This window comes from Terrabacter sp. P5_B1 (genome assembly GCF_056400505.1).
Window position 1 is genome coordinate 1 of the sequence record NZ_JBFULD010000009.1, and the last position, 25,318, is coordinate 25,318.

Annotated in this window: 18 protein-coding genes, 1 tRNA gene and 2 pseudogenes; 5 read left to right on the forward strand and 16 right to left on the reverse strand. The window is 64.9% G+C overall.

Annotation, left to right across the window (positions count from 1 at the left end; all coding sequences use genetic code 11):
• Positions 1–700: 700 nt before the first annotated feature.
• Complete coding sequence (locus AC1DP0_RS01595; protein WP_478082152.1) at positions 701–1,321, reverse strand: hypothetical protein; 621 nt, start codon at positions 1,319–1,321, stop codon at positions 701–703.
• An 84-nt stretch (positions 1,322–1,405) separates the two neighbouring features.
• Between AC1DP0_RS01595 and AC1DP0_RS01600 the strand changes: the two are divergent.
• Both AC1DP0_RS01600 and AC1DP0_RS01605 read left to right on the forward strand, forming a co-directional pair.
• A pseudogene (locus AC1DP0_RS01600) lies at positions 1,406–1,522 on the forward strand (hypothetical protein); the annotation flags it as partial.
• Between the two features lie 69 nt (positions 1,523–1,591).
• Entirely contained in the window at positions 1,592–2,341 is a 750-nt protein-coding gene (locus AC1DP0_RS01605; protein WP_478082176.1) for a hypothetical protein, read from the forward strand.
• Positions 2,342–2,577: 236 nt separating this feature from the next.
• Here the strand turns inward: AC1DP0_RS01605 and AC1DP0_RS01610 are convergent, their stop codons facing one another.
• Together AC1DP0_RS01610 and AC1DP0_RS01615 are read right to left on the reverse strand one after the other, a co-directional pair.
• Positions 2,578–3,492 carry a protein NO VEIN domain-containing protein gene (locus AC1DP0_RS01610; RefSeq protein WP_478082153.1) on the reverse strand — a complete coding sequence of 305 codons (915 nt, stop codon included), beginning with the start codon at positions 3,490–3,492 and terminating at the stop codon, positions 2,578–2,580.
• A gap of 306 nt (positions 3,493–3,798) precedes the next feature.
• A complete protein-coding gene (locus tag AC1DP0_RS01615) occupies positions 3,799–5,286 on the reverse strand; it encodes a DNA cytosine methyltransferase (RefSeq protein ID WP_478082154.1) in 1,488 nt (495 codons plus the stop codon).
• A 167-nt stretch (positions 5,287–5,453) separates the two neighbouring features.
• Here AC1DP0_RS01615 and AC1DP0_RS01620 point away from each other — a divergent pair, with 167 nt between their 5' ends.
• Positions 5,454–5,966 (forward strand): very short patch repair endonuclease, encoded by a 513-nt coding sequence (locus AC1DP0_RS01620; RefSeq protein WP_478082155.1) that lies wholly within the window; start codon positions 5,454–5,456, stop codon positions 5,964–5,966.
• A 299-nt stretch (positions 5,967–6,265) separates the two neighbouring features.
• Here the strand turns inward: AC1DP0_RS01620 and AC1DP0_RS01625 are convergent.
• The 3 genes and pseudogenes from AC1DP0_RS01625 to istA all read right to left on the reverse strand — a co-directional run.
• A pseudogene (locus AC1DP0_RS01625) lies at positions 6,266–6,391 on the reverse strand (hypothetical protein); the annotation flags it as partial.
• Positions 6,392–6,649: 258 nt separating this feature from the next.
• Entirely contained in the window at positions 6,650–7,405 is a 756-nt protein-coding gene (istB, locus tag AC1DP0_RS01630) for an IS21-like element helper ATPase IstB (protein ID WP_478082174.1), read from the reverse strand.
• Between the two features lie 54 nt (positions 7,406–7,459).
• Entirely contained in the window at positions 7,460–8,689 is a 1,230-nt protein-coding gene (istA, locus tag AC1DP0_RS01635; protein ID WP_478082156.1) for an IS21 family transposase, read from the reverse strand.
• Positions 8,690–9,226: 537 nt separating this feature from the next.
• Between istA and AC1DP0_RS01640 the strand changes: the two genes are divergently transcribed.
• Positions 9,227–10,972 carry an ATP-binding protein gene (locus tag AC1DP0_RS01640; RefSeq protein WP_478082157.1) on the forward strand — a complete coding sequence of 582 codons (1,746 nt, stop codon included), beginning with the start codon at positions 9,227–9,229 and terminating at the stop codon, positions 10,970–10,972.
• Between the two features lie 18 nt (positions 10,973–10,990).
• Here AC1DP0_RS01640 and AC1DP0_RS01645 read toward each other — a convergent pair whose 3' ends face one another.
• The 8 genes from AC1DP0_RS01645 to AC1DP0_RS01680 form a co-directional block, all read right to left on the reverse strand.
• Positions 10,991–11,212, reverse strand: a complete 222-nt coding sequence (locus AC1DP0_RS01645) for an HNH endonuclease (protein ID WP_478082158.1) — start codon at positions 11,210–11,212, stop codon at positions 10,991–10,993.
• A 702-nt stretch (positions 11,213–11,914) separates the two neighbouring features.
• A complete protein-coding gene (locus AC1DP0_RS01650) occupies positions 11,915–14,008 on the reverse strand; it encodes an AIPR family protein (RefSeq protein WP_478082159.1) in 2,094 nt (697 codons plus the stop codon).
• A 1-nt stretch (position 14,009) separates the two neighbouring features.
• Complete coding sequence (locus AC1DP0_RS01655; RefSeq protein WP_478082160.1) at positions 14,010–14,954, reverse strand: PD-(D/E)XK motif protein; 945 nt, start codon at positions 14,952–14,954, stop codon at positions 14,010–14,012.
• 1 nt (position 14,955) lies between these two features.
• The gene (locus tag AC1DP0_RS01660) at positions 14,956–17,724 is read right to left on the reverse strand and encodes a Z1 domain-containing protein (protein WP_478082161.1); all 2,769 of its coding nucleotides are present in this window, start codon (positions 17,722–17,724) and stop codon (positions 14,956–14,958) included.
• Positions 17,721–19,133 (reverse strand): ATP-binding protein, encoded by a 1,413-nt coding sequence (locus AC1DP0_RS01665; RefSeq protein WP_478082162.1) that lies wholly within the window; start codon positions 19,131–19,133, stop codon positions 17,721–17,723. Before AC1DP0_RS01665 ends, AC1DP0_RS01660 begins: the two co-directional genes overlap by 4 nt.
• A gap of 718 nt (positions 19,134–19,851) precedes the next feature.
• A tRNA-Phe gene (locus AC1DP0_RS01670) sits at positions 19,852–19,928 on the reverse strand.
• Between the two features lie 57 nt (positions 19,929–19,985).
• Positions 19,986–20,507 carry a hypothetical protein gene (locus tag AC1DP0_RS01675; RefSeq protein ID WP_478082163.1) on the reverse strand — a complete coding sequence of 174 codons (522 nt, stop codon included), beginning with the start codon at positions 20,505–20,507 and terminating at the stop codon, positions 19,986–19,988.
• A gap of 143 nt (positions 20,508–20,650) precedes the next feature.
• Positions 20,651–21,673, reverse strand: a complete 1,023-nt coding sequence (locus AC1DP0_RS01680; protein ID WP_478082164.1) for a M12 family metallopeptidase — start codon at positions 21,671–21,673, stop codon at positions 20,651–20,653.
• A gap of 178 nt (positions 21,674–21,851) precedes the next feature.
• On the opposite strand from AC1DP0_RS01680, the gene AC1DP0_RS01685 reads away from it, so the two are divergent.
• Positions 21,852–23,288: a GuaB1 family IMP dehydrogenase-related protein gene (locus AC1DP0_RS01685; protein ID WP_478082175.1), complete on the forward strand. Its 1,437-nt coding sequence runs from the start codon at positions 21,852–21,854 to the stop codon at positions 23,286–23,288.
• 33 nt (positions 23,289–23,321) lie between these two features.
• Here the strand turns inward: AC1DP0_RS01685 and AC1DP0_RS01690 are convergent, their stop codons facing one another.
• Both AC1DP0_RS01690 and AC1DP0_RS01695 read right to left on the reverse strand, forming a co-directional pair.
• Positions 23,322–24,023, reverse strand: coding sequence for an HAD family hydrolase (locus AC1DP0_RS01690; RefSeq protein WP_478082165.1), 702 nt, complete (start codon positions 24,021–24,023; stop codon positions 23,322–23,324).
• Between the two features lie 5 nt (positions 24,024–24,028).
• Positions 24,029–25,309 (reverse strand): fatty acid desaturase family protein, encoded by a 1,281-nt coding sequence (locus AC1DP0_RS01695; RefSeq protein WP_478082166.1) that lies wholly within the window; start codon positions 25,307–25,309, stop codon positions 24,029–24,031.
• Positions 25,310–25,318 lie beyond the last annotated feature (9 nt).

Here is a 25,318-nt window from a genome sequence, read left to right on the forward strand (position 1 = left end):
GGGTCTGCGTCCATTTCCCGTGTCCACAATCGACGTCCCAGAAGGAGGCACAGTCATGAGTGGTGAGACGCACAGATCGGGCCACCTCGTCGGGTACCCCCGCGTCTCGGCCCTCTCCAGGACTCGCCCTTGCAGCGCGACGCCCTCGAGAACCGCGGCGTCGCTAGCCCGAAGCGGATGCGGTCCAACTGGTGGAGCGCTGAGCAGCCCTCGAAGCGACGAAGCCGATCGCTGCCCCGCGGGCTACTTGGGTCAGCCCCGTTCGTGGTCGACTGGCGGCTAGCTTATGGCGACCGCTCCCTACCGCGGAACGCGGGGGCAGAGGTGCACGCGGCGCACGCCGCACTTGCGGTTCCAGTGGCACAACTCTAAGCACAGATTCAGTCGGCCCGAACTGGTATAGCCACGATCCTCCGCAACACTCGAGACGCCCCCAAGGCGGACACCCGAATCATCCGAGGGCCCCCATCACCGGCACCTTGGTCACCCTGAGCGCTAAACAGCGACAGTGATTTCTTCGGTACCCGAGAACTTGATCGGCGTTGACCTACTTGCCTACGACGAAGTCCTTGAACGGCTTCGGGGCCTCCATGCAGTACTTGCCGGCCCACCTGCGGCGGAGTGGGCGTAACCCAAGGCAGTGCGGTAGGGGACGACTGTGGCCTAGAGGGTGTAAAGAGCAACCGAGCGGGCGGTGGTATCACCGCTCCGGGATGCGAGCGGTCGTCTGGAGCGCGTGGCAGCCGAACAGGGCCGCTGGGAGGCCCCGCGAGATCTGTCTCGCAGAGCGCTCGGCCTCCCATGCGAGGCTGCACAGATCGGGTACGTCGTGGGGTCTGGCGATGACCATGCGTCCAGCGATCGCGTCGGTCAGCCGCTGCGTGTCGTTACGGGCGTGTCTTGCGTGGACGAACAGGATCTCTGACTGCAGGAGCCGGGATGCGATGGGCGTGGCGAGCGACGTCACCCATGCCACCTCGTTCGCCCCGCGGTGCAGTGCTTGGTACATCGCTGCGGGATCCGCCTGGAGCGCCGCCGTCATGCTGGCATCAGCCAGCTCTGTGTAGAGGCGACGGGACGCTTCGACGTACTCGCGAGACGGCGGTGCTCCTGTGGTGGTCTGGGACCAGGCGTCCACGCCGCGCTGGAGGGCGTGTGCCGACGACCGGAGTTGGCCGCGCGCATCCTGCGACACGCCATCGCCGGGACCGAACCTGCTCAGGATCGAGTCCATCACGGCGTAGATGTGGATGCCCTGCCGGTTGATGTCCTTCAGGAGCGCATATGCCGCGAGCGAGTCGAGCTCGAACGTTCCCGCCATCGAAGCCTCGTCCACGATCACGAGCTGCCCCGTACCGCCGGGGCGAAGGTGCTCCTGGTGGGGGACTGGGCGCAGCTGTCCCCGGTGGCTGCCGGCGGCGCGTTCAAGCTCTTGGCGACGGACCGGCCCGATACGCCCGCAATGTTGGATGTGCGTCGGTTCCGGCACGAGTGGGAGCGCGATGCCTCGCTCAACCTCCGGGTCGGGGCCAAGGGCGTCGCGGAGGAGTACGCCCGTCATGGCCGGGTCCGCGGCGGCGACCGTGAGTTGATGCTCGACGAGCTCTTCGCCAACTGGACGGACGACATGAGGGCTGGCCGCAGGTCCCTGATGGTCGCCGCCGACACGGCGACTGTGGCTGACCTGAACCGCAGGGCCCGCTCCCACCGGGTCGTGGCCGGGAGCGTCGCAGAGCACGGTGTCACGGTCGCGGACGGGTCGGTGATTGGGGTCGGGGACGTTGTCGTGACTCGTCAGAATCAGCGCGAACTGGGCTCGCCCACGGGCTGGGTGAAGAACGGTGACCGGTGGGTCGTCCTGGCAGTTGGACGTGACGGTGCGATGCGCTTGAGGCGCGAGTCCGGTGGGGGAGTGGCGCACCTTCCGGCCGAATATGCCTCTGTGCACGTCGAACTCGGCTACGCCACGACGGCACATCGCGCTCAGGGAAGGACCGTGGACACCACTCACGCCTTCGTCACCTCCACCACGATGCGGGAGCCCCTGTACGTCATGGCCACCCGAGGCCGGGAGAACAACAAGCTCTACGTCGACACGGCATACGACCCCGATACATCAAGCGCACACGAAGCACCGGCAAACGTTGAGCCGACCGCGGTGCTCGAACAGGTGCTGGCGCAGTCGGGCGCCGGCCTCAGCGCCACCGAGACGAGAACCCGAGAGCACGCCAACAGTGCCAACCCAGCCCGGCTCGAAGCCGAAGGCGCTGCGACCCTTGCCGCGCAAAGGGCGCGGCGCACTGGGGCCTTGCACACGACGGTCCCTGTGCCACGGTGTTGAGGTGCCCTTCGTCGCGAGCAAAACGCGCGTGAGCGCGCTCCCTGCCCCTTGATGATGAGGTCGCGCGGCGCTGTGTGCAGAGTCAGCTTGCGTCCTCTGGCGGCGGAAACTCACTTTTTCCACCGCCATGGTCCGTGAGGCCTGTATTCGACGGTCTTTACGGACCAGAATCGGGCGGACTTCGAAAACGCGCACACCAAACCTGCTGACTCTCAAGGCTGGATGGCTGTCGACTCTCAAGGCAACCGCACTTCCCAAGCGACTGGTTCTCTCACGAGCTCGGCCTCTGGACATGCCGGGCCGGTGAGTATCTGGAGGCGAGGCTGGTCTCCCTCCACATCGCTGACCAAGTAGAGAAAATAGTGGGACATGTGCTCCTCAGCAGCGTTCCACTCATTCCTTGTGATTACGAAGGACGCCATGGACGGGCCGACGACGCCMTTGACCTCCACGCAGTGTTGGATCCCATCTCGGACGTATGAGAGGTCGTAGCCGGGTGTCTCGCCCAAGGCGGCATGATGAATGACCGTCGCCTTAGCGGGCGACCCCAACGTCTCGATGAGGTGGTCCCTGACGAGCGCTTCGGCTAGGTCGCCGATCTGCTTCTCTCTACCCGCCCGGCGAGTCGACTTGAGCTGGACGTCACCCGATGYCCCACGCGAATCCGCGCGGACCAGGACGACGCCCTCAGCCAAGTGCCTCGTGTGAGGTTGGCTGACCTGCTGCCCGTCGACCGGAGCGGCCTGGATGGGTCTTGTTAGGAGTTCCTCCACCGCCTCGACAAGATCTTCATCGGAGCGAGCAGCCCAGGTGACAAGCACGTGGTCCTCAACAGCCGACAAGCGGTTGGGTCCACCATCAGGGTGCCTCCATCCAACCCTGGTCCCGCCGAGGTGGCTATCGAAGGCATCCCGAGTGTTCTTCAGCGACCTCCCAAACGGCGTGGCCTCCCTCCCTTCCCCGCAGGACGGTCGAAACAGCTCGTACGCCTCGTGCCAACGGTTCACTCCAAGGACTGCGGGAGGACTGCCGTCGGCCTGCGTGAGGCGGCTCAGGAAGTACCCAGCCAAAACCATCGCTTGACTTCGTGGCTGGCCGGCTGCCCGCTTCCGGCCGGGGGGCGGGGCTTCAGTCTTATCCTCGATTGCCATGGATGGATCTTGCCGGAATCCAAGGGAACTTGCCTCCGACCACGTCCCGCGCCCACACCCACGCCGCCGGTGCCCGGCGCGAAAGCGATCTCGCCAGAAAACCCAATCCCCACGCGCTCGACCGCTTCCGCGGCGGTTGAGGGTGTCAGCGACGCGGCGCCGGAAGTGTGTGGACGTCCATGGCTCCAGCTGTGGCAGTGTCACCCGCTCGAGCGAAAGACCCCGCTTGCACTGCACCGTGTGCTGAACACCGCTCGGTCCCCGGCTGGCGATCGGCGATGCGGACCGTCCGTCCGGGCGTTGCCTTCACTGCGTGGTCTGCGAGGCCCTTCCCAAAGTCTTGGCGACGATCTCTCCGATCTGTCGGGCAAGAAACGGAGGTACCGCGTTTCCGACTTGGTGGTACTGCTTTGTACGCCCCCCGATGAAGTAATAGTTATCCGGGAAGGTCTGTAGTCGAGCAGCCTCACGTACGGTCAAACTACGCATCTGGAGCGGATCGTAGTGAATGAAATAGTGGCCATCCTTCGAGATATGCGAGGTAACAGTGGTGCTCGGGCCCTTCGGCGCCTGCACCCTGAATCGATCCGTGAATGGCACGCTCTCCGCGTCCAGATTGCTGTGCTTTGGCCTGAGCTTGGGGGGGAGCTCACCAACATGAAGTTTCTTCCCCTGCTGCAGCTTGAAGGCCAGGAATGCATACCGGGCGAGATCGAGTTGCATATGATGACGCGACTCGTGCTGCGAGATGCCGTTCAGTGGATTAGCGGAGATCCAGGCACCCAGTTCGCCGTCGAGGCGCGAAGTGTACGCGCCGATATGTCCACGCGAGAGCGCAGGGACCGAGATCTTGCGGGGGAGACCCACCTTGGCCTCTCTTCCAGCCAGCCTAAGCGCCTCGATCCAGTCCGACTCGCTGTCTCGACTCCTGGGGCTCACCCCAGAGCGGATTCTAGGCATGTCATCGATGGCTGACTCAAGTGATACCGCCGGCATTTCCGTCAGGGGCGAGAACAGCGACGCGTCGATGTCACTTCGAATGCCGAGAAGGATAACGCGATGTCGGGCTTGCGGCACGCCAAACTTCTCCGCCCTCACGATGAAGTCGGAGGGAGAGAGATTATCTGCATCTCCCTCAACGACACAGGACCTAAGAACGTAGGTCAAGCCGGGGGAAGGGTGTGTCAAGTCCGACTCGATGGCCTTGAACACGGGACCCCCGCCATGCTGAGAGGACAAGAGGCCCTTGACGTTCTCCATCACGAAGACATGGGGTCGAAACCTCTCGATGAGGTGCAGGTATTCGCGGTATAGAGTGTGCTTGTGGTCATCCTCGAACGCTAGGTCATGTTTGCGCCGCGACCGTCCGACCAGGGAATATGCCTGACAGGGAGGCCCTCCGATTAGCACCCAAGGCTCATCTTTATCCAACGTGTCCTTCAGTGCGGACTTCACTAACTTGTCGGAGATCTCACGCGTATTCTCACTGAGCTCGTGCTTGTGCACCTCAGCGAGAGCATGGTCCCAAGCAGCCTTGAACGAGGGATGAGAGATTAGTCGGGCATGGGTCGCGTGACCCGAGACAAATTCCTGATAGATTTCGGGGACGCCGCCATCTATGTCGATCGATTTCCTAAGGGCGGCCCGGAGGCGAAGTGTTTCGACCGCCTCATTGTCCATCTCGATGGACGCGACGGTACTGAAGACACGCCCGCTCTGATCGGTGACTCCGGAGAAGCCTTCGTTCAGTCCTCCGGGTCCTGCGAAGACGTCTACAACCGGGATGGCACCCATGCGCACCTCTCTGTCAGTGATTCCGCCTAGCTGCCGGCAGTACAGCCCCAGGGTACCCGTGGGCGCCCACAGTCCGGGTACCGACCCTGGCGGCCCTGTGCCCGCCTCATGCGCCCCCACCTCAGGCTCCGCAGGCGGCACTCGCGCGGCCCGATTAGGCTGGAGCTATGGCATCACGCGAGTCATGGGCCTCCTCGCCAGCTGCACGAGCGACGATGCAGGCCAACCGCGGTCGGGACACCGGGCCGGAGCTCGCCTTGCGGCGTGCTGTCCACGGGCGAGGCCTGCGCTACTTTGTGAACCGTCGACCTCTGCCACGTCTCCGGCGCACCGCGGATTTGGTGTTTCCAAACCTGAAGGTGGCGGTGTTCGTAGACGGGTGCTTTTGGCATGGCTGCCCGCAACATCACAATTACTCCAGAACCAACGCGGGATTCTGGGCGGACAAGGTGCGGCAGAACCGCGAGAGAGACGCCGAGACGAACACTCTTCTCATGGAGCAGGGGTGGAAAGTGCTCCGTATCTGGGAACACATGCCTGTTAACGAGGCCGCCGACATGGTATGTGAAGTAGTGCACTCAGCGCGCAAGATCAGGGTGGGGTCTTCTCCAGTCGAAGTCCCCGTTCCAAGCGGCCTCTGTCCGAGGGAGCGAAAGAGCCATATCCGGGCTGGGCAGTAGCCTGCGTCTGCCTTGCTGCACGAGCCGACGCAGCTGTGGGTACTGCGGGCAAGGAGCGACCGGCGCGTGGTCAGGACACCATTGGCGAGGTCGATGTCACCCATCTCAGACCCAGAGCCTCTCCCTGAAGCAGACCCAGCGCCAAGGCGAGGACCCGCCGGACGCCTACGAGCTCTTCGTACCTGAGGTGGGTCACAGGCTGAGTGCTCCTCCGATGAGGAGCATGAGCGGGCGGTAGTTTCGCGGTTGCGGCAGCCTCGGGCGACCCTGCGGTGCAGCTCGATCAGCCCGTTGATCGTTTCGGTGCCGCCGTTGTCCGCGCCGCCGGTGGTGAAGTACGCGAGGAAGGCCTCGCGTACTTGGTTCAGGTTCCCTCCGTCCCGGGCGACCTCCGGGATCGGGCAGTTGATGAAGTTGTCTAGGATCTTTTCGGCGACTCCGCGCCCCTCGGCGTGGCTGGCCTGATGGTAGGCGGATCGGACCTACTGGGGGCACTGGTAGGCGACCCACACTGGGCTGAACTTGGTCGGCTGGGTGAGCCTTGAGTGGGGCCGAGAGGCGGTTAGGACGAGGAAGGCCAGCTGACGTCATAGCGCCGGCACCCTCGACGGATCACCTTGTCGACAACGCTCGAAAATGAGGCCGATCCGACGTTCCAAATCGAGGCCACCGGTTCGTGGTTTCTAGTCTGCCGTGTCCTGGGCTCTGATGCTGGGCAGTGTGTCGATGCCGCGGTTGCGGAGCCGGTAGCTGGCGCCTTTGAGGGTGAGGACGTCGGCGTGGTGCACGACGCGGTCAATCATCGCGGCGGCGACGGCCTGGTCACCGAAGACACCTCCCCAGCCGCTGAACGGCAGGTTGGACGTGAGGATCAGCGAGGCGTGTTCATAGCGGGAGGAGACGAGCTGGAAGAACAGGTTCGCGGCGTCTTGCTCGAAGGGCAGGTAGCCGACTTCGTCGACGATGATCAGTCCATAGCGCCGCAGCCGCGCGAGCTCTTGCGGGAGCCGGCCGGCGCGGTGGGCCTCGGTCAGGCGGGTGACCCACTCGGTCGCAGTCGCGAACAGGACCCGATGTCCGTGGTGCGCGGCGGCGATGCCCAGGCCGGTGGCCAGGTGGGTCTTGCCGGTGCCGGGCGGGCCGAGCAGCACGACGTTGCGGGCCTCCGTGAGGAAGCCGCCGGAGGCGAGTGCGGCGATCTGCTGACGGACCGCGGGTTGGGCGTCCCAGTCGAACTCTTCGATCGTCTTCCTTGCGGCAAACCCGGCGGCCCGGATGCGTAGCTGTGCGCCGGATGCGTTGCGGGCTGCGACTTCACGGTCCAGCACTGCGGCGAGGTATTCCTCGTGGGTCCATCCCGCGTCGCGGGCGTGGTCGGCCAGCCGCGCGGCGGCCTCGATGATCCGGGGCGCCTTCAACGCCGACGCCAAGTAGGTCAGCTGCTTGAGCGGCTCGCTGCCGTTGCTCTTCGCCTTGTTGGTCCTGGTTGGTCATCAGGCCACCTCACCATCGGCGAGCCCGCCGTCGAGGAGCCCGAACGCGCGGTCGTAGTCGGCCAGGTCCCGCGCCAAGCCCTCCTGGGGATCCGGCGCTGGTCGGGGTCGCTGGAACTGTTCGCGCAGCACCTTGGCCGCGGCGACGTGGACGGGATCGGTGATGGTCATGCCGCGTGCCCAGACTCGGTCGTGAGCGGCGACGAGGCGTCCTTCGTGGCGCACCTCGACCCTGGCCAGGTCCGCGGTCACGTCGACGAACCGGCCGATCACCGCCGGGTCGACCGAGTAGTCCGAGGAGTCGACGCGGACGTAGTAGTCACGACCCAAACGGACCCGGTTAACCCAACCCACGGTCGGCGCCACGGGCGGCAGGGGAAGCATCGCCGCCCTGTCGACATCGAGCAGCTCGACCGGACGAGCCCGGGTGGTGCGCACGATCCGGGCGTTCGCGATGGTGAGCCAGTCGGCGAACTGGGTGTTGAAGTCGGCCGGTGACTCGAAGGTCCGGCCCGGCATGAAGGAGGTCTCGAAGAACCCGTTGCGCCGCTCCACCACGCCCTTGGACTCGGGGTCGTAGGGCTTCAACCGCTGCAGCGTGGTAGCCAGTGTGCCGGTGAACGCCCCCACACCTTCGGCGTGCCTCTTGCCGCGGCCGATGCCGGACTCGTTGTCCCAGATCAGCCTGCGTGGCACCCGCCCCAGCTGCTGGAGCAGCACCCACATGCCGAGCAGCAGATCCTCGGTGTGCCGGGTCGGGATCATCCGGCCGACCATGAACCGCGAGTGGGCCGCGGTGATCACCATGACCGGCAACAACACCGTGCTGCCGTCCTCGAGCGGGATCTTCCGTGGCGGGAACCACAGGTCACACTGCGCCGCATCCCCGGGCAACCACGTCAACCGGTCCGCCGGGTCGACCTGCCGATACTGCGGACGTAGCCCTCGGACGTTGTCACGGAACCACGTGATCGACCCGTCCCAGCAGACCCGTTCCGCGATCACCGTGGCCGGCATGTCCGGCGTCGCCGCGAGCAGTTGCCGCACCAGCGACTCGAACGGCGTGAACGCCGTCGACACCGCCGGCCGCTCGTACTTCGGCGGACGATCCGAGGCCAACGCCCGCGCCACCGTCGACCGTCCGACCCCGAGATCCTTCGCTACCTGGCGCTGCGGAACACCGTCCGCGACCAGCCGCCGGATCAGAGCCCAATCCTCCACTGAGATCACCCAACCAATCTGTCTGGGTGGCCTCGTTTTCGACCGTCGCTATGGCCTCGTTTTCAAGCGTCGTCGACACACCTGATGCTGAAGGTCCTCGTGCGTTCAGCTCAAGACAGTTGTGCCTAGCAGATGCGGTCAGCCCCGCTGAAGATATGAAACCTAGTGCCTCCCACTGGGCGCTGTGACGAGGTCCTGGGCGAGGGCGAGACCAGCAGGCCGGCGTGGTCAACGGGCGGCGAAATTCGGTGAAATGTTGCTGCTGTTGGCGAAGAGCCGATCTCGGGCTGGTTGGAGACGCCCATGCCGATCCACTCCACGGGCATGATGCGCTCGAATCCGATCCCACTAGAGTGCTCCGCAAATACGCCATCCATAAGCGTGCGTTCCGTCTCGAAGGGCATCTTCACGGCCTCGCCAGCCTCCGTCCATGGCCTCTTGGTGGCCGGAGGCATTGGAGTCGGAGCCGCCGGAGGGGGAGCGCCCGTGTCGAGCGGTATGGTCCCCCTGTCCAGCCTCCGCTGCCCATCGAAGGAGATCAACCCCATGACAGATGCCGCGACCGAGGTTCCCAACTTCCTGCTGCGGAAGAGTGAGCTCGCCGTCAAGCGCGAGCTTCGTGGCATCCTGCAGAGCTACCACCATTTCTGGGACATCTTGGCCGAGCTCCTGCAGAACTCTCGTGATGGGATCGAGCGTCGTCGTGGCTCCGAGGGGACGCCACCGGCCGGTCGGATCCATGTGATGGTCGATGCGGTCAACCGCTCCATCGAGGTGATCGACAACGGCGGCGGCATTCGCCGTGACTTCATTGAGGAAGTGCTCTCCCCGGGTGGCAGCGACAAGGATGGCGATGACTCCCAAGTTGGCGAGAAGGGCGTCGGCCTGACCTACGTGGCGTTCAGCAGCAATGACTTCCTGATGGAAACGCGGACCGAGGACGAAGCGACTAGGTGCACCTTGGTCGGCGCCTCCACGTGGCTGAACTCGACCGCCGCGCCGGCCCCCACGTTGAACTTGACCGACCTCCCTGAGGATGAGGCTCCCGACGGGTTCGATGGAAGCTTCACACGTGTGCGCCTCCATGGCGTGCCATCTAGTCCCGAGCAGGATCTTTTCTCGCTGACAGGCGACGAGCTGAAGTGGCTCCTGCGGACGCGGACCGCAATCGGCGACACCCGCAAGCTGCTGCGTGGCGAGGAACTGCCCGAGCTGGAGGTGACGTACACGTGGCGTTCCGCGACGAATTGGCTCGTGGAAGACCAACCTGTCGAGGTGGGCTACCCGGACGTCGCGGGTCCGAAGTCGGTGACCATTGAGGAGGTCAATCGCTCCTTGGTGGCCAAGACCTCCAAGGTGGCCAAGGAGAAGTACCTCAAGTCCAAGGTCGTCACCGGCAAGGTGCAGGTGGGCTCGGGCAAAGAGACCATCTATGTCTATGGCGCCATGCTCCCAGGCAACAAGGCCATCACGGAGGACCTAGCCCAGTCTCACCATCTGAAGTCCGTGGGCCTCGTGCAGCCGGGCATCTTCGTAGTAACCAAATCGATGCCCACGGGCGTGATGATCGACCCGGCGGCGGCTGGTGCCTACCCTGCCTACTACAGGCGCTGCATCTTCTTGGTCGACTACGACCGCATCAACTTCGACATGGGCCGTAAGTCGATCCCCTGGCAGTTCAGGAACCGCCTCCAGCAGGCCGTGTTCGAGCTGTTCTCCCAATTCGAGAAGGTGGCGAAGTACCAACTCCCCGTTGACATCAAGCCGCCAACGCCTACGGAGACTCCCGCTGAGCGTCGCCAGCGGATGCGGAACACACTTGACGAGGCGGGCAAGCGGGCCGACCTCAAGTGGCCGGGAATTCCCTTCATGAAGGTCCCCACGCAGCAGGAAGCCGCTGTCGCGGCGCTCTTCCACGAGCTGCTTGGGGCCAACAAGATCAAGGGTTACGAGGCGCTTGCGACCGGCTACTCAACGCAGTACGACCTCATCGCCCGGTACACCGACGACGACGGCCCCCTCGAGGTGGTTATCGAGTTCAAGGATCGGCTGCAGAGCGTGCTGCAGGACTTCAGGGACGGAGTGAAGTCGAGGAACGACATCGACATCCTCGTCTGCTGGGACTTCCAGGAACACCTGCTCAAGGAGGGCGGAATGGAGATCGACATCGACACCGATAGCCGCTACGACGGAGTCACCCATCAGCTCTACCTGCCTGATGAGGAAGAGGGCATCGCGGTCATCAACCTCAGGACGCTGCGGGATCGGGCGGTGACCGAGGGTCAGCAGTAGCCACCCAACGTCCGCGTTTCACCTGCTATCGCCCATGAGCTCCCTTGGGGCCGAAGGCGTGAGCCAAGGCCGTGCCCGGTGGGTCATGCGGTGGCAGTTCGACCACAAAAGGGCGAGGTCATCGAGCCGGGTCAGGACCGGTCCCGATGCGTGCAGTGGGAGCACGTGGTGGACCTCTATGTAGCCCTCCCCCGGCTCGCCGTACGGAGCTGCGAAGTCGAACCCGCAGAGACTTCGCAAGCGATCGGCAGGCCCTTGGCTGTGACCGCGGCCAGCCTGGCGGTGCGCAACTTGGGGTTGGGCTCACGCGCCGGAGGTGGGTCACGGCTAGTGCTCTGCCCTCGTGCGCGGTGAGTTCATCGAGGTCAGCGTCGTCAGCTGGCGCTGTGTCGGGAGGTGCGATGATCTGGTGGCGTAGTGTGGTGGCGAGAGCGGTCATCCGAACGGGCTCGCTGATGAACGCCACCAGCACCTCGGCGTCGTGTGGCCCGCCCCGGGGCGGCTTGCCGGTGTAGTCCGGGTGTTGGGGGGCGATGTCGAAAGTCTTTGCGCTGCACGCTGCTCGGGCTGGGGAAGTTGTCCGGCCGACCTTTCGTGGAATGGATCGGCGCGGCTCTGAGCAGCTCCGACAGCTGGACGACCTTGCTATTGGTCACCCGCAGGCCCCGGTACGCGTTCAGTGCAACGAGGCTCGCTGCAAGGACGACCTCGTCGTACGTCCAGTCGAATCTCGCCACACGAAGATGTTGACCGACGTGGATAGGCAGCGTCGAGGGACTCACCGGTCGCGGGTCTACTCGTTCGCGACAAGCTCGAGTGTCGAAAGCAGCGCTACCAGTAGGTGGGTAACGCCGTACGCCCTACTTGGCCCGCCAAGTCGCTGATGTCGTCTACGCCGTGATCCGGGGTGACCTCGCATCATGGCCATCCATGCCCGGTCGGTCACGATGGTTCCTGCCAGCCGGCGTTGAGCCCTTTCACATATGCACCGAGAAGGACTCTGGATCCGGTGAGGTCCATGACTGCGCGACGTCCCCTGGTCATCTCTGTGAGAAGGCGGCTCTCCAACGTGTTCAGGTTGGTCGCAGCTGATTTCCGCAGGAAAGCGTATAGGTCATGCCACGTGGACTCCTCGATCTCCTCGACATGGAGCCAAGCCTCCACCGAGGGGTCGAAGCGAGAGTTTAGGGTCACTTCACGTTCACCCTGAGCGTTGAGCCTGATGGGAAGGCACTCACCCAAGAACGTCTCACTCAGCTTGTAGGGCGTATCTGCCAAGCGCTTCCAGGCAGCCTCACGCTTCGCCCACTCGGTGACGTTCACAACGAACCTGTCATTCCCCGTGAGGACGTCCAAGGCGAGGCGCGCGATAGAGACCCCTTCGGCAAGCATCGCCGGCCCCACCTGCTGGCGTTCCCAGATCGTAAGGAGGTCGAAGGATGCAGCACGCGGCTCGCGTCCGATCTCGCGAGCCAGCTTTGCGACCGCATATGCGGTCAGGTTCGCCAAATATCCCGACTCGTACCAGTCCGCCTTCGCGATCGCCGACCTGACCGTGTTAAACAAGATGGCCCTGGCCACGAGCCGCTTGAAGTATCCATCCGAGAAGTGCCCGGGGTCCTTCTGAAATTTGTCGGCGACTACGCTCGCGAATGCCTTGAAGTTCTTCTGGGCACCCGCACTCACGAGGTGTGGCTGCTGCTCCCACGAAACGACGTACTTGGCCGCATCGGTCTTGGTGATCACTTGGTTGCGGGGAAACTCTGCCTCGAACTTCTTCTGCTCAGCCAGCGAGCGACGGTTTCGCTCGTTCAGGTACTGACCGCGGGTCCGCTCGTAGTACCATTTCGTCTGGAAGTTCACGCCAGTCCGCGCCGGAGCGAGGACCTTCTTCGAGAGTCCCTCCATCATGACGTGGAACGGGCTGTTGGAGAAGAAGTCGTCCTCTCGAACGGCATTCTGACTATTGGCGTACCGGCTGATGAGCGGGACCATCTCCACGGCCTCCTCCGGTGACACGACGACGAGCTTCATCTGCACGAAGACGTCCTTCAAAGACGCGTCTCGGTTGGCTTGGGTCGCATAGAAGAGGGAGGCTGTCGTCTGCCCGCCGTTGACGATCTGGAGGTCGGTGATGTCGGTGATCATGCCATCGCAGTACTGGACGCTGGAGGCAGTGGCGCTGATCCCATTGTTGTAGGCAAGGAAGTGGCCGGGCTCCCGCATCACCGTGTCCCTTATGCCGCGGTTGATCTTCCCGCGGATCGTCAGGAACGACCGTACGTTTCCCTCGAGCAACCTACTGCCGTGCTTTGCGTACAACGAGGCGAGAAGGCCACCCGGGACAGCAGCCAGGTAGGTAGTGATGTCCCGCGAACTGTCCTTGACACGCAATGCTGGGATTCCTGCCACACCCCACTCCCGGAGCGGCAGCTCCAGAGCCTCGCGTCCTTGCGCGGACTCGTGGATCTGATGGAAGCGCGTCATGTCCCAGATGTGGAACTCGGTTGGGGTTTCGTTCACGGAACTCGACTCAACAGCCTTGGCGCGCGAACTGAGAACCGAATCCGTGAGGAGGTAGAGCCGGAAGCGGCTGACCTTGTGCTCGACGTGACGGGCACCGAGCTCGTGCAGCTCGCGCAGGGTTTGGGCCAGTTGGTACTCCGGCGAGGCTGGCTCGCGGTCGACGATGAAATCTCCGGACAGTGCCTCTTTGAGAAACTGCTCCAAGGCCCGCAAGGACGCCAACGCGTCGGTGTACGTAAGGGTGGGCGTAGCAGCGCCTCCGGTGAAGTGCTGAACGAACAAGGAGACCGATCGATCCTGCTCGTCATGTGCATATCCATGTACTGCCAAGGATTGACGACGTCGACCCCAACCGGTGAAGGACAGCCGATCGACGTAGCCGACCTCGCTCGCACCGACCATCAGGTCGCAGACCTCCTCCAAGAAGGCGTCCGAGGTGAAGACCCCATCGACCGAGGCGCGTGTGGCGGCGCGATTGATTAGATCAGCTCGGAACTCTTCGACGTCCATGTCATTTCACCGTCTCTTCGTGGGTGCAGAAGGGCGCGATCGCAGACAGGTCGATCTGATATCTAACGCGGCTCAAACCCTCAGGGATCTTCGACGTCCGGATGGCCGGGAAGTCCGGGGCGACCGCGTAGGACGAGACCCGGGAAACCACGAAGTGCGTCTCCTCGTAGAACGAGTCCGTCAAGTCCACCCCGAGCCGAGACAAGCGCTGTTCGAAGCCTTCCGCGCTGTCGCCGGAGGAGGTCAGACCATTCCGAACGCGATGCACGAGCTGGACGAGGTTCACCGCCCGCAGGGCGCCCTCATCGGAGTTCGAGATAAGCAGCACAAGTAGTTGCAGATCCTCGACGTCTAGCTGATGCTCCGATGAGACCTTCAGTCGGACGGTGCCAGGACCAATGGCCTTCACTTCGTGATGTCCGTCGGCGGCGAAGAAGAAGTCCTGCGGAAGACCCATAGGGCCTAGCCAGCCTTCAACGGCGCCAGCGATGCCATGCGCCGCGCTGAAGCGACCCAGCAGGAGCCACAATTCCCCTACCAGACCGCGCAGCTCCTCCATGGACAATCGCTTGGTCGGGCGGGCCGTTAGGAGCCGGCGCCACTCACCGATGACGACTCCTACGCGGTCCAACGCTGCCGCCTCGCTTGACGCGAGAGCCGAGCGAGCGTGCACGTCGTCTGCGAGGCGGAGGAGAACTTCGTCGAACCTCCGGTCCTGCAGTGTGAACACGAGGTTCCACTTGTTGCCCTGGTCTTGGCGCCGCTCGACGAGGACTACATCCGAGAGTTGCGGCCTAGGCGGCTTCGCCCCGGACCGTATGACCATCCGCGCCTCCCCGGCTTCAGTCGTGCCCACGAAAATCTGCAGCGGGTGTCCGGCGTCGGCGAGGTGCAGTCCATGGTCAGATGACGTCAGATACTCGCGCCACACGTCGATCAGAGTCATTTCACTCGTCCAAGTCGTCGGCGTCGAAAGCACTGATGTTGTAATCCTCCGCGAATTCCTCGATGGCGGGCCCATTCAGCCAGTACTTGACATCCCCCGCCTTCGAGCCCGGCCTACCCGGAATCGCAAGCTTCAGCGCCATGAGACCTGCGACGTCACGCGCCTGTACCGACGCCCACGCCGCCTGAGCGCGCTGCAATTCCTCCTCCGCGCCGGCCTCCCCGAGCATCGCCTTCGCTTGGACGCCGTCGAAACTGGGTTCGAGAGGGTAGATGAGAAGTGTCGGGTTGGGCAGGTCGGCATAAACGTCGGGCTCTGTCAGGGCTTCCCCATCGTGACTGTAGGTGCGAGCCAGGTCTGTGCTACCGGCCAAGCGAGCAGAACTCCCGGAGACTCGGAAGGAACTGGAGATGCCGTCGTTCGAGTGGCGAACAGCGCGCTTCGGCTGTCGCACCGCCAAGCCCGGAAGCAGCTGAAGATCCGTGCCACTCCCGTGGACCACGCCGACAGTCCAGTTCTGGAAGACCGGGCCCGATTGGTCCCTGAGGATCTTGTCCAACGAACTGGCCATGATCAGGTTGCCTCGGTCATAGCGGAACTCAGCCAACAGCTGTGCAATCTGCTCCTTCGGGACGCCGATCTTGCCCTTGAACTGCAGGTCGGGCTGCTCCCATACGCCGGGGCTGACCGAGTCGATCTCCTCCAAGAACTTCAGGACGGCCGCCCAATTCCCCTCGAGGATATTTTCCGCGGCGGGAATCTTGGTGGTTTCGATACGTCGCCCGGACAGCGAAATGACCATCGACTTCGTCTCGGCCACCCCTTTCTTGGCGGTGATGGCCAGACTCTCCGGGTGCTTGCGCACCATGAGTCCGAAGTCTGCCGGGGTGCGTCCAAGGTCGCGCATCGTTGCCACCTGATCCGTCAATTCCCGGCAGATGTCGCCGACGAAGCGGAACTGGTCTGACACGTCAGGGCTGATCCATATGCGGACAAGATCCTCGTACCCGGGCCTATAACCGAACCAACGGGCCATCTGAAGGAGTGTGTCAGCCGATCCCACAATCCGGTAGAAGTAGCTGACAGTCAGGCCTTCGAGGGTCAGTCCTCGAGACAGCACGTCTCCACCGACCGCAATCATGTTGTGCAGCTTGTCGTCGCTGCCCTTGTCCCGGGACGAATTGACGAGCACAACCGTGGTGTCGATGACCACCGCGAGGAGCTTGTCCCTGGCTTGCTCCCAGCTGACGCCCGCGTCGCTGAAGTGGACATTGAACGTGTGCCCGAGCGCCGCGATCTGCGAGTGGCTGTCAGCGCCTCGGACGGGTGGTTGCGCATGGAGCTCGATGGCGTTCTTGATTCGGGCGAAGTAGGCGGTCACGAGCTCGTGGACCTGATTTTGCACGTGTTTGAACCTCGACACGTTCACAAGCATCGAGCGACTTTCCTTGTCTCCTCGCGCCAAGCGGATCGCGCTGGCAACGACGAAGGATCGTATCGACTCCTCCAAGCTCGCGGGCATGGTCGGAACCGACAAGGTGGACTTGTGCTTGGGCGGGAACACATCGTGGGCGTCGGTGATGTCTACGAGCGCCGCCGAGAGCGCATTCTCCGTCGTTCCGAAGTACCTCGCGGCCCCCACATAGTTGGACGGTGCGGAGAGGGAGAAGATGTAGTGGTGAGGGAAGAGGTCGTCCATGAGGGCCTCATCAAAGGACGCGTGGTCGATGAAGACGTTGGCGAAAGGCGTGGCCGTGAAGGCCATGTACGAAGACCGGGTGGTGAGGGCAAGGAGCTCACGAATCCTCTGATTGATCAGAGTGGGGCTCTGGTCGCCGGCCGTGCCGTAGTTCGTGTTCACTGAGGCGTAGTCAGACTCATCGTCGACGACGAGCATGGGGATGTCGAACTGCGACCCGTCGAATTGTCCAGAGAGCCACTTGATCAAGTTCGTCAAGGGAGTCTTGTTCTTCTTGATCACGAACACATACGGGTGATCCGCGTTGGGATCGATCTGGACGTTCTGGCCTCCGAGAGACGTCTCGACGAAGTCCTTGGCGTATGTCGTCATCCCCTGACCCCGTAGGAACTTCTCCTTGGCATGACGGCCCACGCCCAACGCTTTGTCGTGACCGACCACAGAGGAGTCGTTGCCGAGGAAGCCCTCATCGACCCTGAACTGAGTCTGTTTCCGCAGGGACTCAGTGCCGCCCGTGAGCAGGACCACCAGTTTGTAGCCGGCGTCGGCCGCCTTGTTCACGATGCCGATGTAGGTGGCCGTCTTCCCTGACTGAACTTCGCCGATAACCAAACCCCGGCGCTTCCACGTCCCTTGCTGCCGGGGATCGCCGAGGAGGTCGACCACCTCACTGCTTGACTGATCGATGGAATCAAGCACCTGGGGGGGAAATCCCTTGTCGATCATCAGGTGCTGCTTGTAGGAGTACCAACGGGCGAGCTGGATCTCGCCGGAGGTCACCGCGTCGACGAACCATGGCTGGTAGTGGGTCTTGATGACCACCGGTGGCTCGATGTCCACGGCAATGCGTTGGATCGCCGTGCGCGCCAAGAGCTTGAAGACCAGCGGATCAGCCGACTCCGGGAACATGTTCTCGATGGCGGGTCGCATCAACTCGATGGTTTCCTCAGCCGCGCTGAGCGGAGCCGGAGTGCCATGTCGGACGACAATCGTGTCAACAAGAATCGTGACGGCGCCCTCAAGGCCGGGGCTCAGCAGGGCGGACTCCGGCTTGTGGTCGGTGGCGGTCATGGCGTAAGCCGCTCCTTCATGATGTGAGCGAAGTTCGGCACCTCGCAGTACGGGTCTGCGCTGGCGAGCCCTGCGATGAAGTTGTCGACAGGTAGCCCGTGCTCCCGCATAAGCTCCCAAGAACTCTCCGCGCGCTTCAACAGGTCCTCGTCGCTGGGAGTGAGCGAGGGTATCCGGTCGCTGCTCATCCGGTTGTGCGCATCGATGACCGGGAAGGTGGATTGGATGTCGTCGAGCACCAGCTCGAACCGCACCCGCTGAGCCTCCGACAGTTCTTGTTTGAAGGCCTCGATCGTCGGGTGCGCCGAGTTAATTTCGTATCGGAACGAAGTAGCGTCCTCAAATACATTCCACACGTAGTCGATGTTCAGCGGAGTGCTCAATTTGCGGCCACGGAACTTTTGCACCCGCTCCCCGGGAAGCGTCATGGTCCTCGCGAGCTCTCGCAGACGGTTCCGGACTTTCGGGGGCGGCGCCGCCGTCGACTTCTTGACATCTAGGGCCCATAGGTGGTCTAAGGAGTTGGGGATATCAACCCGGACGCGCGTCAGCTTGGCCATCTCGCTCCGGGGCATCACTCGGAACCAGGTTCCCCAGATGACCAGACGACCACCTCGATAGACGTAGAAGCCTTGCGTTTCACGCAGCCCGCCAAGCCTCAGGACGTTGTCGCGTTCCTTTGCCGAGAGCCTGTTGAGGTAGGGCAGCGTAAACGCCATCAGTCGCACCGTCTCCCCTTCGACGTCTATCGGCTCCCACTCAGTGCGCTGGATCTTCGGTGAGGTCGACATGAATGGGTCGAGCGGAGCAATAGCTCCCCCGTTCATACGAAAGGCGACCCTCCGGGCTCCGTCACCGGCGATGAACAAGTGGAAGACCAGCGCGATGTGGTCTCGCACTCTCAGCGCGACCGTGTCTAGATCCTCCTGCTCGCCTCCCTCCGTCATGGCGAGTTGGTCCAAGTCGCCCCAGTGCACCAGCGTCCCTGAGATCGCCGCGTCAAGGTCACGCCATCCTAGGAGGCCCTTGACCTCTGCGATCTCCAGCTCGATGAGCGCCCAGTTCCCGGTGGTCATGACGTGATCAAGGCTCCACCGCAGGGCAGTGACAGTTCCTTCCGCCTTCGTCACGAGGGTCAGGGTTCGGCACTGGGACAGCGAAGCGGTCTTCAGCCCAAGCCCGAACCGGCCAAGATCCTCGGGCCCTCGCGACTTGGTTGCGCTTACGACCGCCAAGCGCATGGCGTTCACGGCGTCAGGACGAGTCATGCCGCGACCATTGTCGATCACGGCAAGGTGAAAGGGGCCGTCGGCGCTGACGAGGACGTCCACTTGGCTCGCACCTGCTGCGATCGAGTTGTCGATAACGTCCGCTACAGCCGATTCCACGGTGTAGCCGATCGATCTCATGGACTCGAGTAGGGCCGGATCGGGAGGCGCATCGATTGACTTCATGGGCGCCTACCCACCGCCAGATGCGAATGGGCCGATTCGAGAGCGAAGCACGCGCCGCGGCTGGATTCTTGCCGGCCGAGCCCAAGGATCACCTTGCCACCCCAAGCAGCTGGACCACGAAAACCATTTCCCCCTGTGTCGCCCATGACATTTCGATCCTGACCTCCGTGGCCACCACCGTGCCGTCAGGTTCCGTTTTTACCATCCGCCTGAGCTTGTGGTTGCAGCACACTATCTCGGACTGCCGGTCCCGGCGCCCGCCGACAAGTTCCCTGTCGACGTTCCTTCACTCCGCGTGTTGTCGGGACATCCTCGATGGGGAGGTTACGCCAGAGGAATGACGACGTCAGTCGAGTGAACAAAACTAGACAAAACGGCTCCGTCGCGGCGGCCTCATCGCTGTGCGCGGTGACAAGGGCCGCACGAGCCATTCACCTGGAGCACTACCCGGGGACCGCGCCAGTCAAAGGCATCGCCGCGGGCGACAGAAGATGGGCGGTGAACGTATGCCTTGACGTCGAGACGTCGTGCGATAACTCGTGCGATAACTCCCGGCGATGCTCGGCGTGTCGCGGCCACTCAGGGTCACTCGCGTCGACATTGCGGTGCCGGCGTCGCCGACGCCGGGAACGACAAAACCGCAGGTCAGAGGGTTCTGACCTACGGTTTCGGGTGGTGGCCAGGGGCGGGGTCGAACCGCCGACCTTCCGATTTTCAGTCGGACGCTCGTACCAACTGAGCTACCTGGCCGGGACAACGAGTGGAACTATAGCCGACCCGTTGCCCCTTCCCGCAAACCGTCCGGCGTCACGCGGACGGTCCCTTGGTGCGCACGTCCGCGACGCGTGACATGGCCTCCTGCAGCTCCCCGAGCCAGTCGCTCTCGTGCTGGCCGACGAGCTTGACGCACCAGGCAAGCGCCTCGGCGCGGGATCGGGCCACGCCGGCGTCGACGAGGGTGTCGAGGACGCGTCGTTCCGGCTGGCGCAGTCGGGTCATCGCCGGGGCCGCGACGTGGGTGAACAGCTCGGTGCGATCGCCGACGCGCACGGCCCAGGACACCTTGCGCTCGAAACGGTGCTCGGCCTCGCGAGCGATCTCGATGCGGCGGCCGCGGGTGTCCTCGCGGAAGGCCTTGGTGCGGCCCGCGCGCGCCTCGTCGCGCTCGGCGGCGCTCGACCCGTCGGGCAGGTCGACGTCGGTGACGGTGAGGACGACGGTGATCTCCTCGCGGTCGACGGTGATCTCGGGTGGCGTGCTGCGCCACTCCTCCGGGAGGCGGCCGACGAACCAGCCACGCACCCGCTCCAGTGCTTCGTTCGTAATCATGTAATCAGCATTACTCGATTACAGACCCGGGTCAACGCCTTACGCCGGAGGCGAAGCGCGAGGGCGCAGGCCGCCCGATGGCGGGCGGATGGCGGGCGGACGGCGGCCGGACGGCATACGCCCTCGGTGGAGGGTCGCGGTCCTCAGCGGCGGCGGACGCTGATCGAGTAGGCGCCGGTGCCGCTCGACGCGTGGTGGCGCACCTGGGCGGCGTAGCGTCCCGGCGTCAGGCCGGCCCGCACGCGCGCGTTGACGCCGTAGCCGCCGTCGTCGTCCTCGCCGACGAGGTGCGTGGCGCTGTCGGGCCCGAAGAGCGTGAGGTAGACGTCGGTGGAGCCGCGCGTCGTCACCTCGTAGAGCCCGTCGCTAGCGACGTCGAAGGCGTAGAGGTCCTCCTCGCCGGCCGCCCCGATCGAGGCGTCGACCTTCGGTCCGTCGACGCTGAGCGTCACGGCGTCCCCGACGACCGGCGCCGACCGCGGATACATCGCGGTCCCGGAGACGAACGCCTTGTCGAGCGACGACAGGACGTCGTTGGCATGGGTCGCGACGCCGTTGAGCGTCCACGTCGCGGGGAACGCGTAGAGCATGATCGAGTCGGGGTCGAACTGCGTCCCCTTGATCTGGTTGACCGAGTACTTCATGAAGACGTTGTGGCGCACCTTCGCCTCGTCCCAGCGGTTCGGCGGTCCCGCGAGCGCGGCGATGACCACGGGCTCGTTCCACTGGATCCCGCCCTCGGGGTTCGAGTGCTCGTGCGCCAGCCCGACGGCGTGGCCGAACTCGTGCCCGGCCGTGCCGCCGTCGAGGAAGCCGAGGTTCATCGTCGCCTCGTTGCTCGGGATGCCCTTGTTGTCGGTGCCGACGTAGGACCACGCGCCGTCGTTGGGGTCGAAGGAGATTCGGATGTCGGCGTCCGGGTGGTCCCCGAAGTCGAAGGCGATGTTGCACGCGGCCTGCCACCAGGCAGCCTGCTCGCGGGCCTTCGCCTGCTGCTCAGGGGCGCCCTCGAGGAAGCGGACCTTGAGGGTCGTGCCGTTCATCCACGCCTTGCCGATGGGCGAGATCGCACGATCCGCGCCGTCCGGGCCGCGCACGCGCCGGTGAGGGCGCATCAGGTCCTTGGGAAGGATCCGGTCGAAGCACACGTGCGGCGCATCCGTCATGGCGTTCCCCAATCGATCCGGGGCGCAAGCGCGCCCACCGTCCATCGTCCTCCCGCGGTTCGTCCGCCACAGGAGAAACGGGCGTATGCCGTCGCCGCGGGCGTATGCCGTTCCGCGCCCTCCGTCGTGACACCGTCGCGTGCCGTTCGGCCGCCTCGKGCGCCTAGAGTTGGTGACCGTGCAGTTCCTCAACGGTCTCCAGCCCCAGCTCGACCTCACCTACGACGACGTCTTCATGGTGCCGAGCCGCTCGTCCGTGACGAGCCGTCTCGACGTCGACCTCTCGACGGTCGACGGGTCCGGCACCACGATCCCGCTCGTCGTGGCCAACATGACCGCCATCGCCGGGCGCCGCATGGCCGAGACGGTCGCGCGCCGGGGCGGCATCGCCGTCATCCCCCAGGACATCCCCGTCGAGGTGGTCCGCGACGTCGTCGGCTGGGTCAAGTCGCGCCACCTCGTCCACGACACGGCGATCACGCTCGAGCGGCACATGACGGCCGGCGAGGCGCTCGTGCTCATCGGCAAGCGTGCCCACGGCGTCGCGGTCGTCGTGGACGGCCCGAAGCCCGTCGGCATCGTCAGCGAGAAGGACCTGACCGGCGTCGATCGCTACACGCAGGTGCACGACGTCATGCACGAGGACATGGTCGTGCTCCCCGACAGCCTCGACCCGCAGGAGGCCTTCGAGCGGCTCTCCGCGGCGCGCCGCAAGGTCGCTCCGGTTGTCTCCGAGCACGGCGAGCTCGTCGGCATCCTCACCCGGGGCGGCGCGATCCGCGCGGGCCTCTACCGACCTGCCGTCGACGACGACCGGCGCCTGCGCGTGGCTGCCGCCGTCGGCATCAACGGCGACGTCGCGGCCAAGGCCGCCGAGGTCCTCGGCACCGGCGCCGACGTCCTCGTCATCGACACCGCCCACGGCCACCAGGACAAGATGATCGAGGCGCTGCGGGCCGTGCGGGCCCTCGACCCGCGCGTCCCCGTCGTCGCCGGCAACGTCGTATCGGCCGCCGGCACCCGGGAGCTCATCGAGGCCGGGGCGGACATCGTCAAGGTCGGCGTCGGCCCCGGCGCGATGTGCACCACGCGGATGATGACGGCCGTCGGTCGCCCGCAGTTCTCGGCGGTGCTCGAATGTGCCGCGGCCGCAAGGGAGCTCGGCAAGCACGTCTGGGCCGACGGTGGTGTCCGTCACCCGCGCGACGTCGCCCTCGCGCTCGCCGCCGGTGCATCGAACGTCATGATCGGGTCATGGTTCGCCGGCACCCTGGAGTCGCCCGGAGACCTCTACACCGACAACGACGGCCGCCAGTACAAGGAGTCGTTCGGCATGGCGAGCAGCCGAGCGGTCCGCAACCGCACGGCCACCGACACCGAGTACGACCGCGCGCGCAAGTCCCTCTTCGAGGAGGGGATCAGCACGGCGCGGATGTACGTCGACCCGTCGCGTCCGTCCGTCGAGGACGTCATCGACGAGATCGTCGCCGGCCTGCGCAGCAGCTGCACGTATGCCGGTGCGCAGAGTCTGGAGGAGTTCCACGAGCGGGCGGTCGTCGGGCTCCAGAGCACCGCCGGTTTCGCCGAGGGGCGGCCCCTCCACACCTCCTGGTGACCCCCGCACCCGCCACGGCATACGGCATACGGCTCAGTGGCGCTTCCGGCCGACCTCGACGATGCGCCAGCCGCGCTCCCGGGCCAGCTCGCGCAGCTCACCGTCGGGGTTGACCGCCACGGCAGTGCCGACCCGCTCCATCATCGGCAGGTCGCTGATGGAGTCGCTGTAGGCGGCGCACCGTGAGAGGTCGTAGCCACGCTCGGCAGCGAGCTTCTCGATCTCGATGACCTTGCCGGCGCCGTAACAGAACTCGCCGGTGAGGTGGCCGGTGTAGCGGCCCTCGTCGTCGAGCTCGCTGCGCGTGGCGACGGCCCCCTCGAGGCCGAGCGCCGTCGCGATGCGGCTCACCAGCTCGATGGGGGAGGCCGACACGACGATCCGGTCATGCCCGGCCGCACGGGCCTCCGCCAGCAGCCTCATCGAGGCCGGGATTGCCTTGCGGACGATGCCCGGCACGATCGCGTCGGTCAGGTGGATGATGTCGGACTGCGGGATGCCCGCGACGGCCCGGAGGATGCGCTCGCGCAGAGCCTCCGAGCCCTCGTCGGTGGATCCCTTGCGGTGGAAGGAGATCGCGTTGACGGTGTCCTTGACGAGGTCCTTCCACGGCACGTGACCGCCGCGGAAGGCGGCGATCGCCAGCGGGTAGTTGGCGGACCCCCGGATCAGGGTGCGGTCGAGGTCGAAGAAGGCCGCCGTCGGCACGCCCGCGGCCTCGAGGTCACCCGACACGGGACTCACCCCACACTGGCCGCGACCGGCAGCGAGACGCGCCGCGGCGGGACCGCCGCGTTGACGGCGCCCTTGGGCAGCGGCTTCGCGCGGTTCGGCAGTGCCAGACGGAAGACCTTGGCCCACGCCTGGTAGACCTGCTTCGGCAGCGGGCCCGTCGTGTAGGGCAGGCCGTAGCGCTGGCAGATCTCGCGCATCTCGACCGCGACCTCGTGGTAGCGGTTGCTCGGCAGGTCCGGGAAGCAGTGGTGCTCGATCTGGTGGCTGAGGTTGCCGGTCATGAGGTGCATCAGCTTGCTGCCGGAGATGTTGGCCGACCCGAGCATCTGGCGGATGTACCAGTCGCCGCGGGTCTCGCCCTCGATCTCCTCCTCGGTGAAGACGTCGACACCGTCGGGGAAGTGGCCGCAGAAGATGACCGAGTGCGCCCAGACGTTGCGGATCGCGTTGGCTGTGAAGGTGCCGAGGAGGGCCTGCTTGCCGGAGCCGAACGGCACGGCGGCGAGCGGCGTCGCGGCGTAGTCCTTGGTGAACTGGCGCACCACCTTGCGGCCCACGGCCTTGAGGTCCTTCTTGAGGGCCTCCTTGGACTTCTCGCCGTCCTTGACCGCCTCGAGCTCGAGGTCGTAGATCGCGATGCCCCACTCGAAGAAGGGAGCCAGGATGCCGTTGATGACCGGGTTGAGGAGGTTGACCGGGCGCCACGGCTGCTCCTCGGCCATGCGCAGGGTGGAGTAGCCCACGTCCTTGTCCTTGCCGAGCACGTTGGTCCACGTGTGGTGCAGGTCGTTGTGGGTGTGCTTCCACGCCGCGGCGGGCGTGACGAAGTCCCACTCCCACGTCGTGGAGTGGATGTCGGGGTCGCGCATCCAGTCCCACTGGCCGTGCAGGACGTTGTGGCCGATCTCCATGTTCTCGAGGATCTTCGCGACGGACAGCATCGCGGTCCCGGCGACGAACGCCGTCTTCTTCCTCGACAGCAGCAGCGTGGCGCGGCCGGCGACCTCGAGCGTGCGCTGGACGCGGATGACGCGACGGATGTAGGCCGCGTCCTTGGCGCCGCGCGTCGAGATGATGCGGTCGCGCAGGGCGTCGAGCTCCTGGCCGAGGCGCTCGACGTCGGCGTCGGACAGGTGCGCGGCGGCGCTCGGGCGCTTGACGGGTCCGCCGGACGCTGCGAGGACCGGCTTCTTGGGCCGGGTCGTCGTGGCGGTGCCTGCAACGGCACCGACAGCGTCGGCGACGCCGGTGGGCGTCGTCGTCGGTCGGTTCGTGGTGGCGGTCATGGGGTGTTT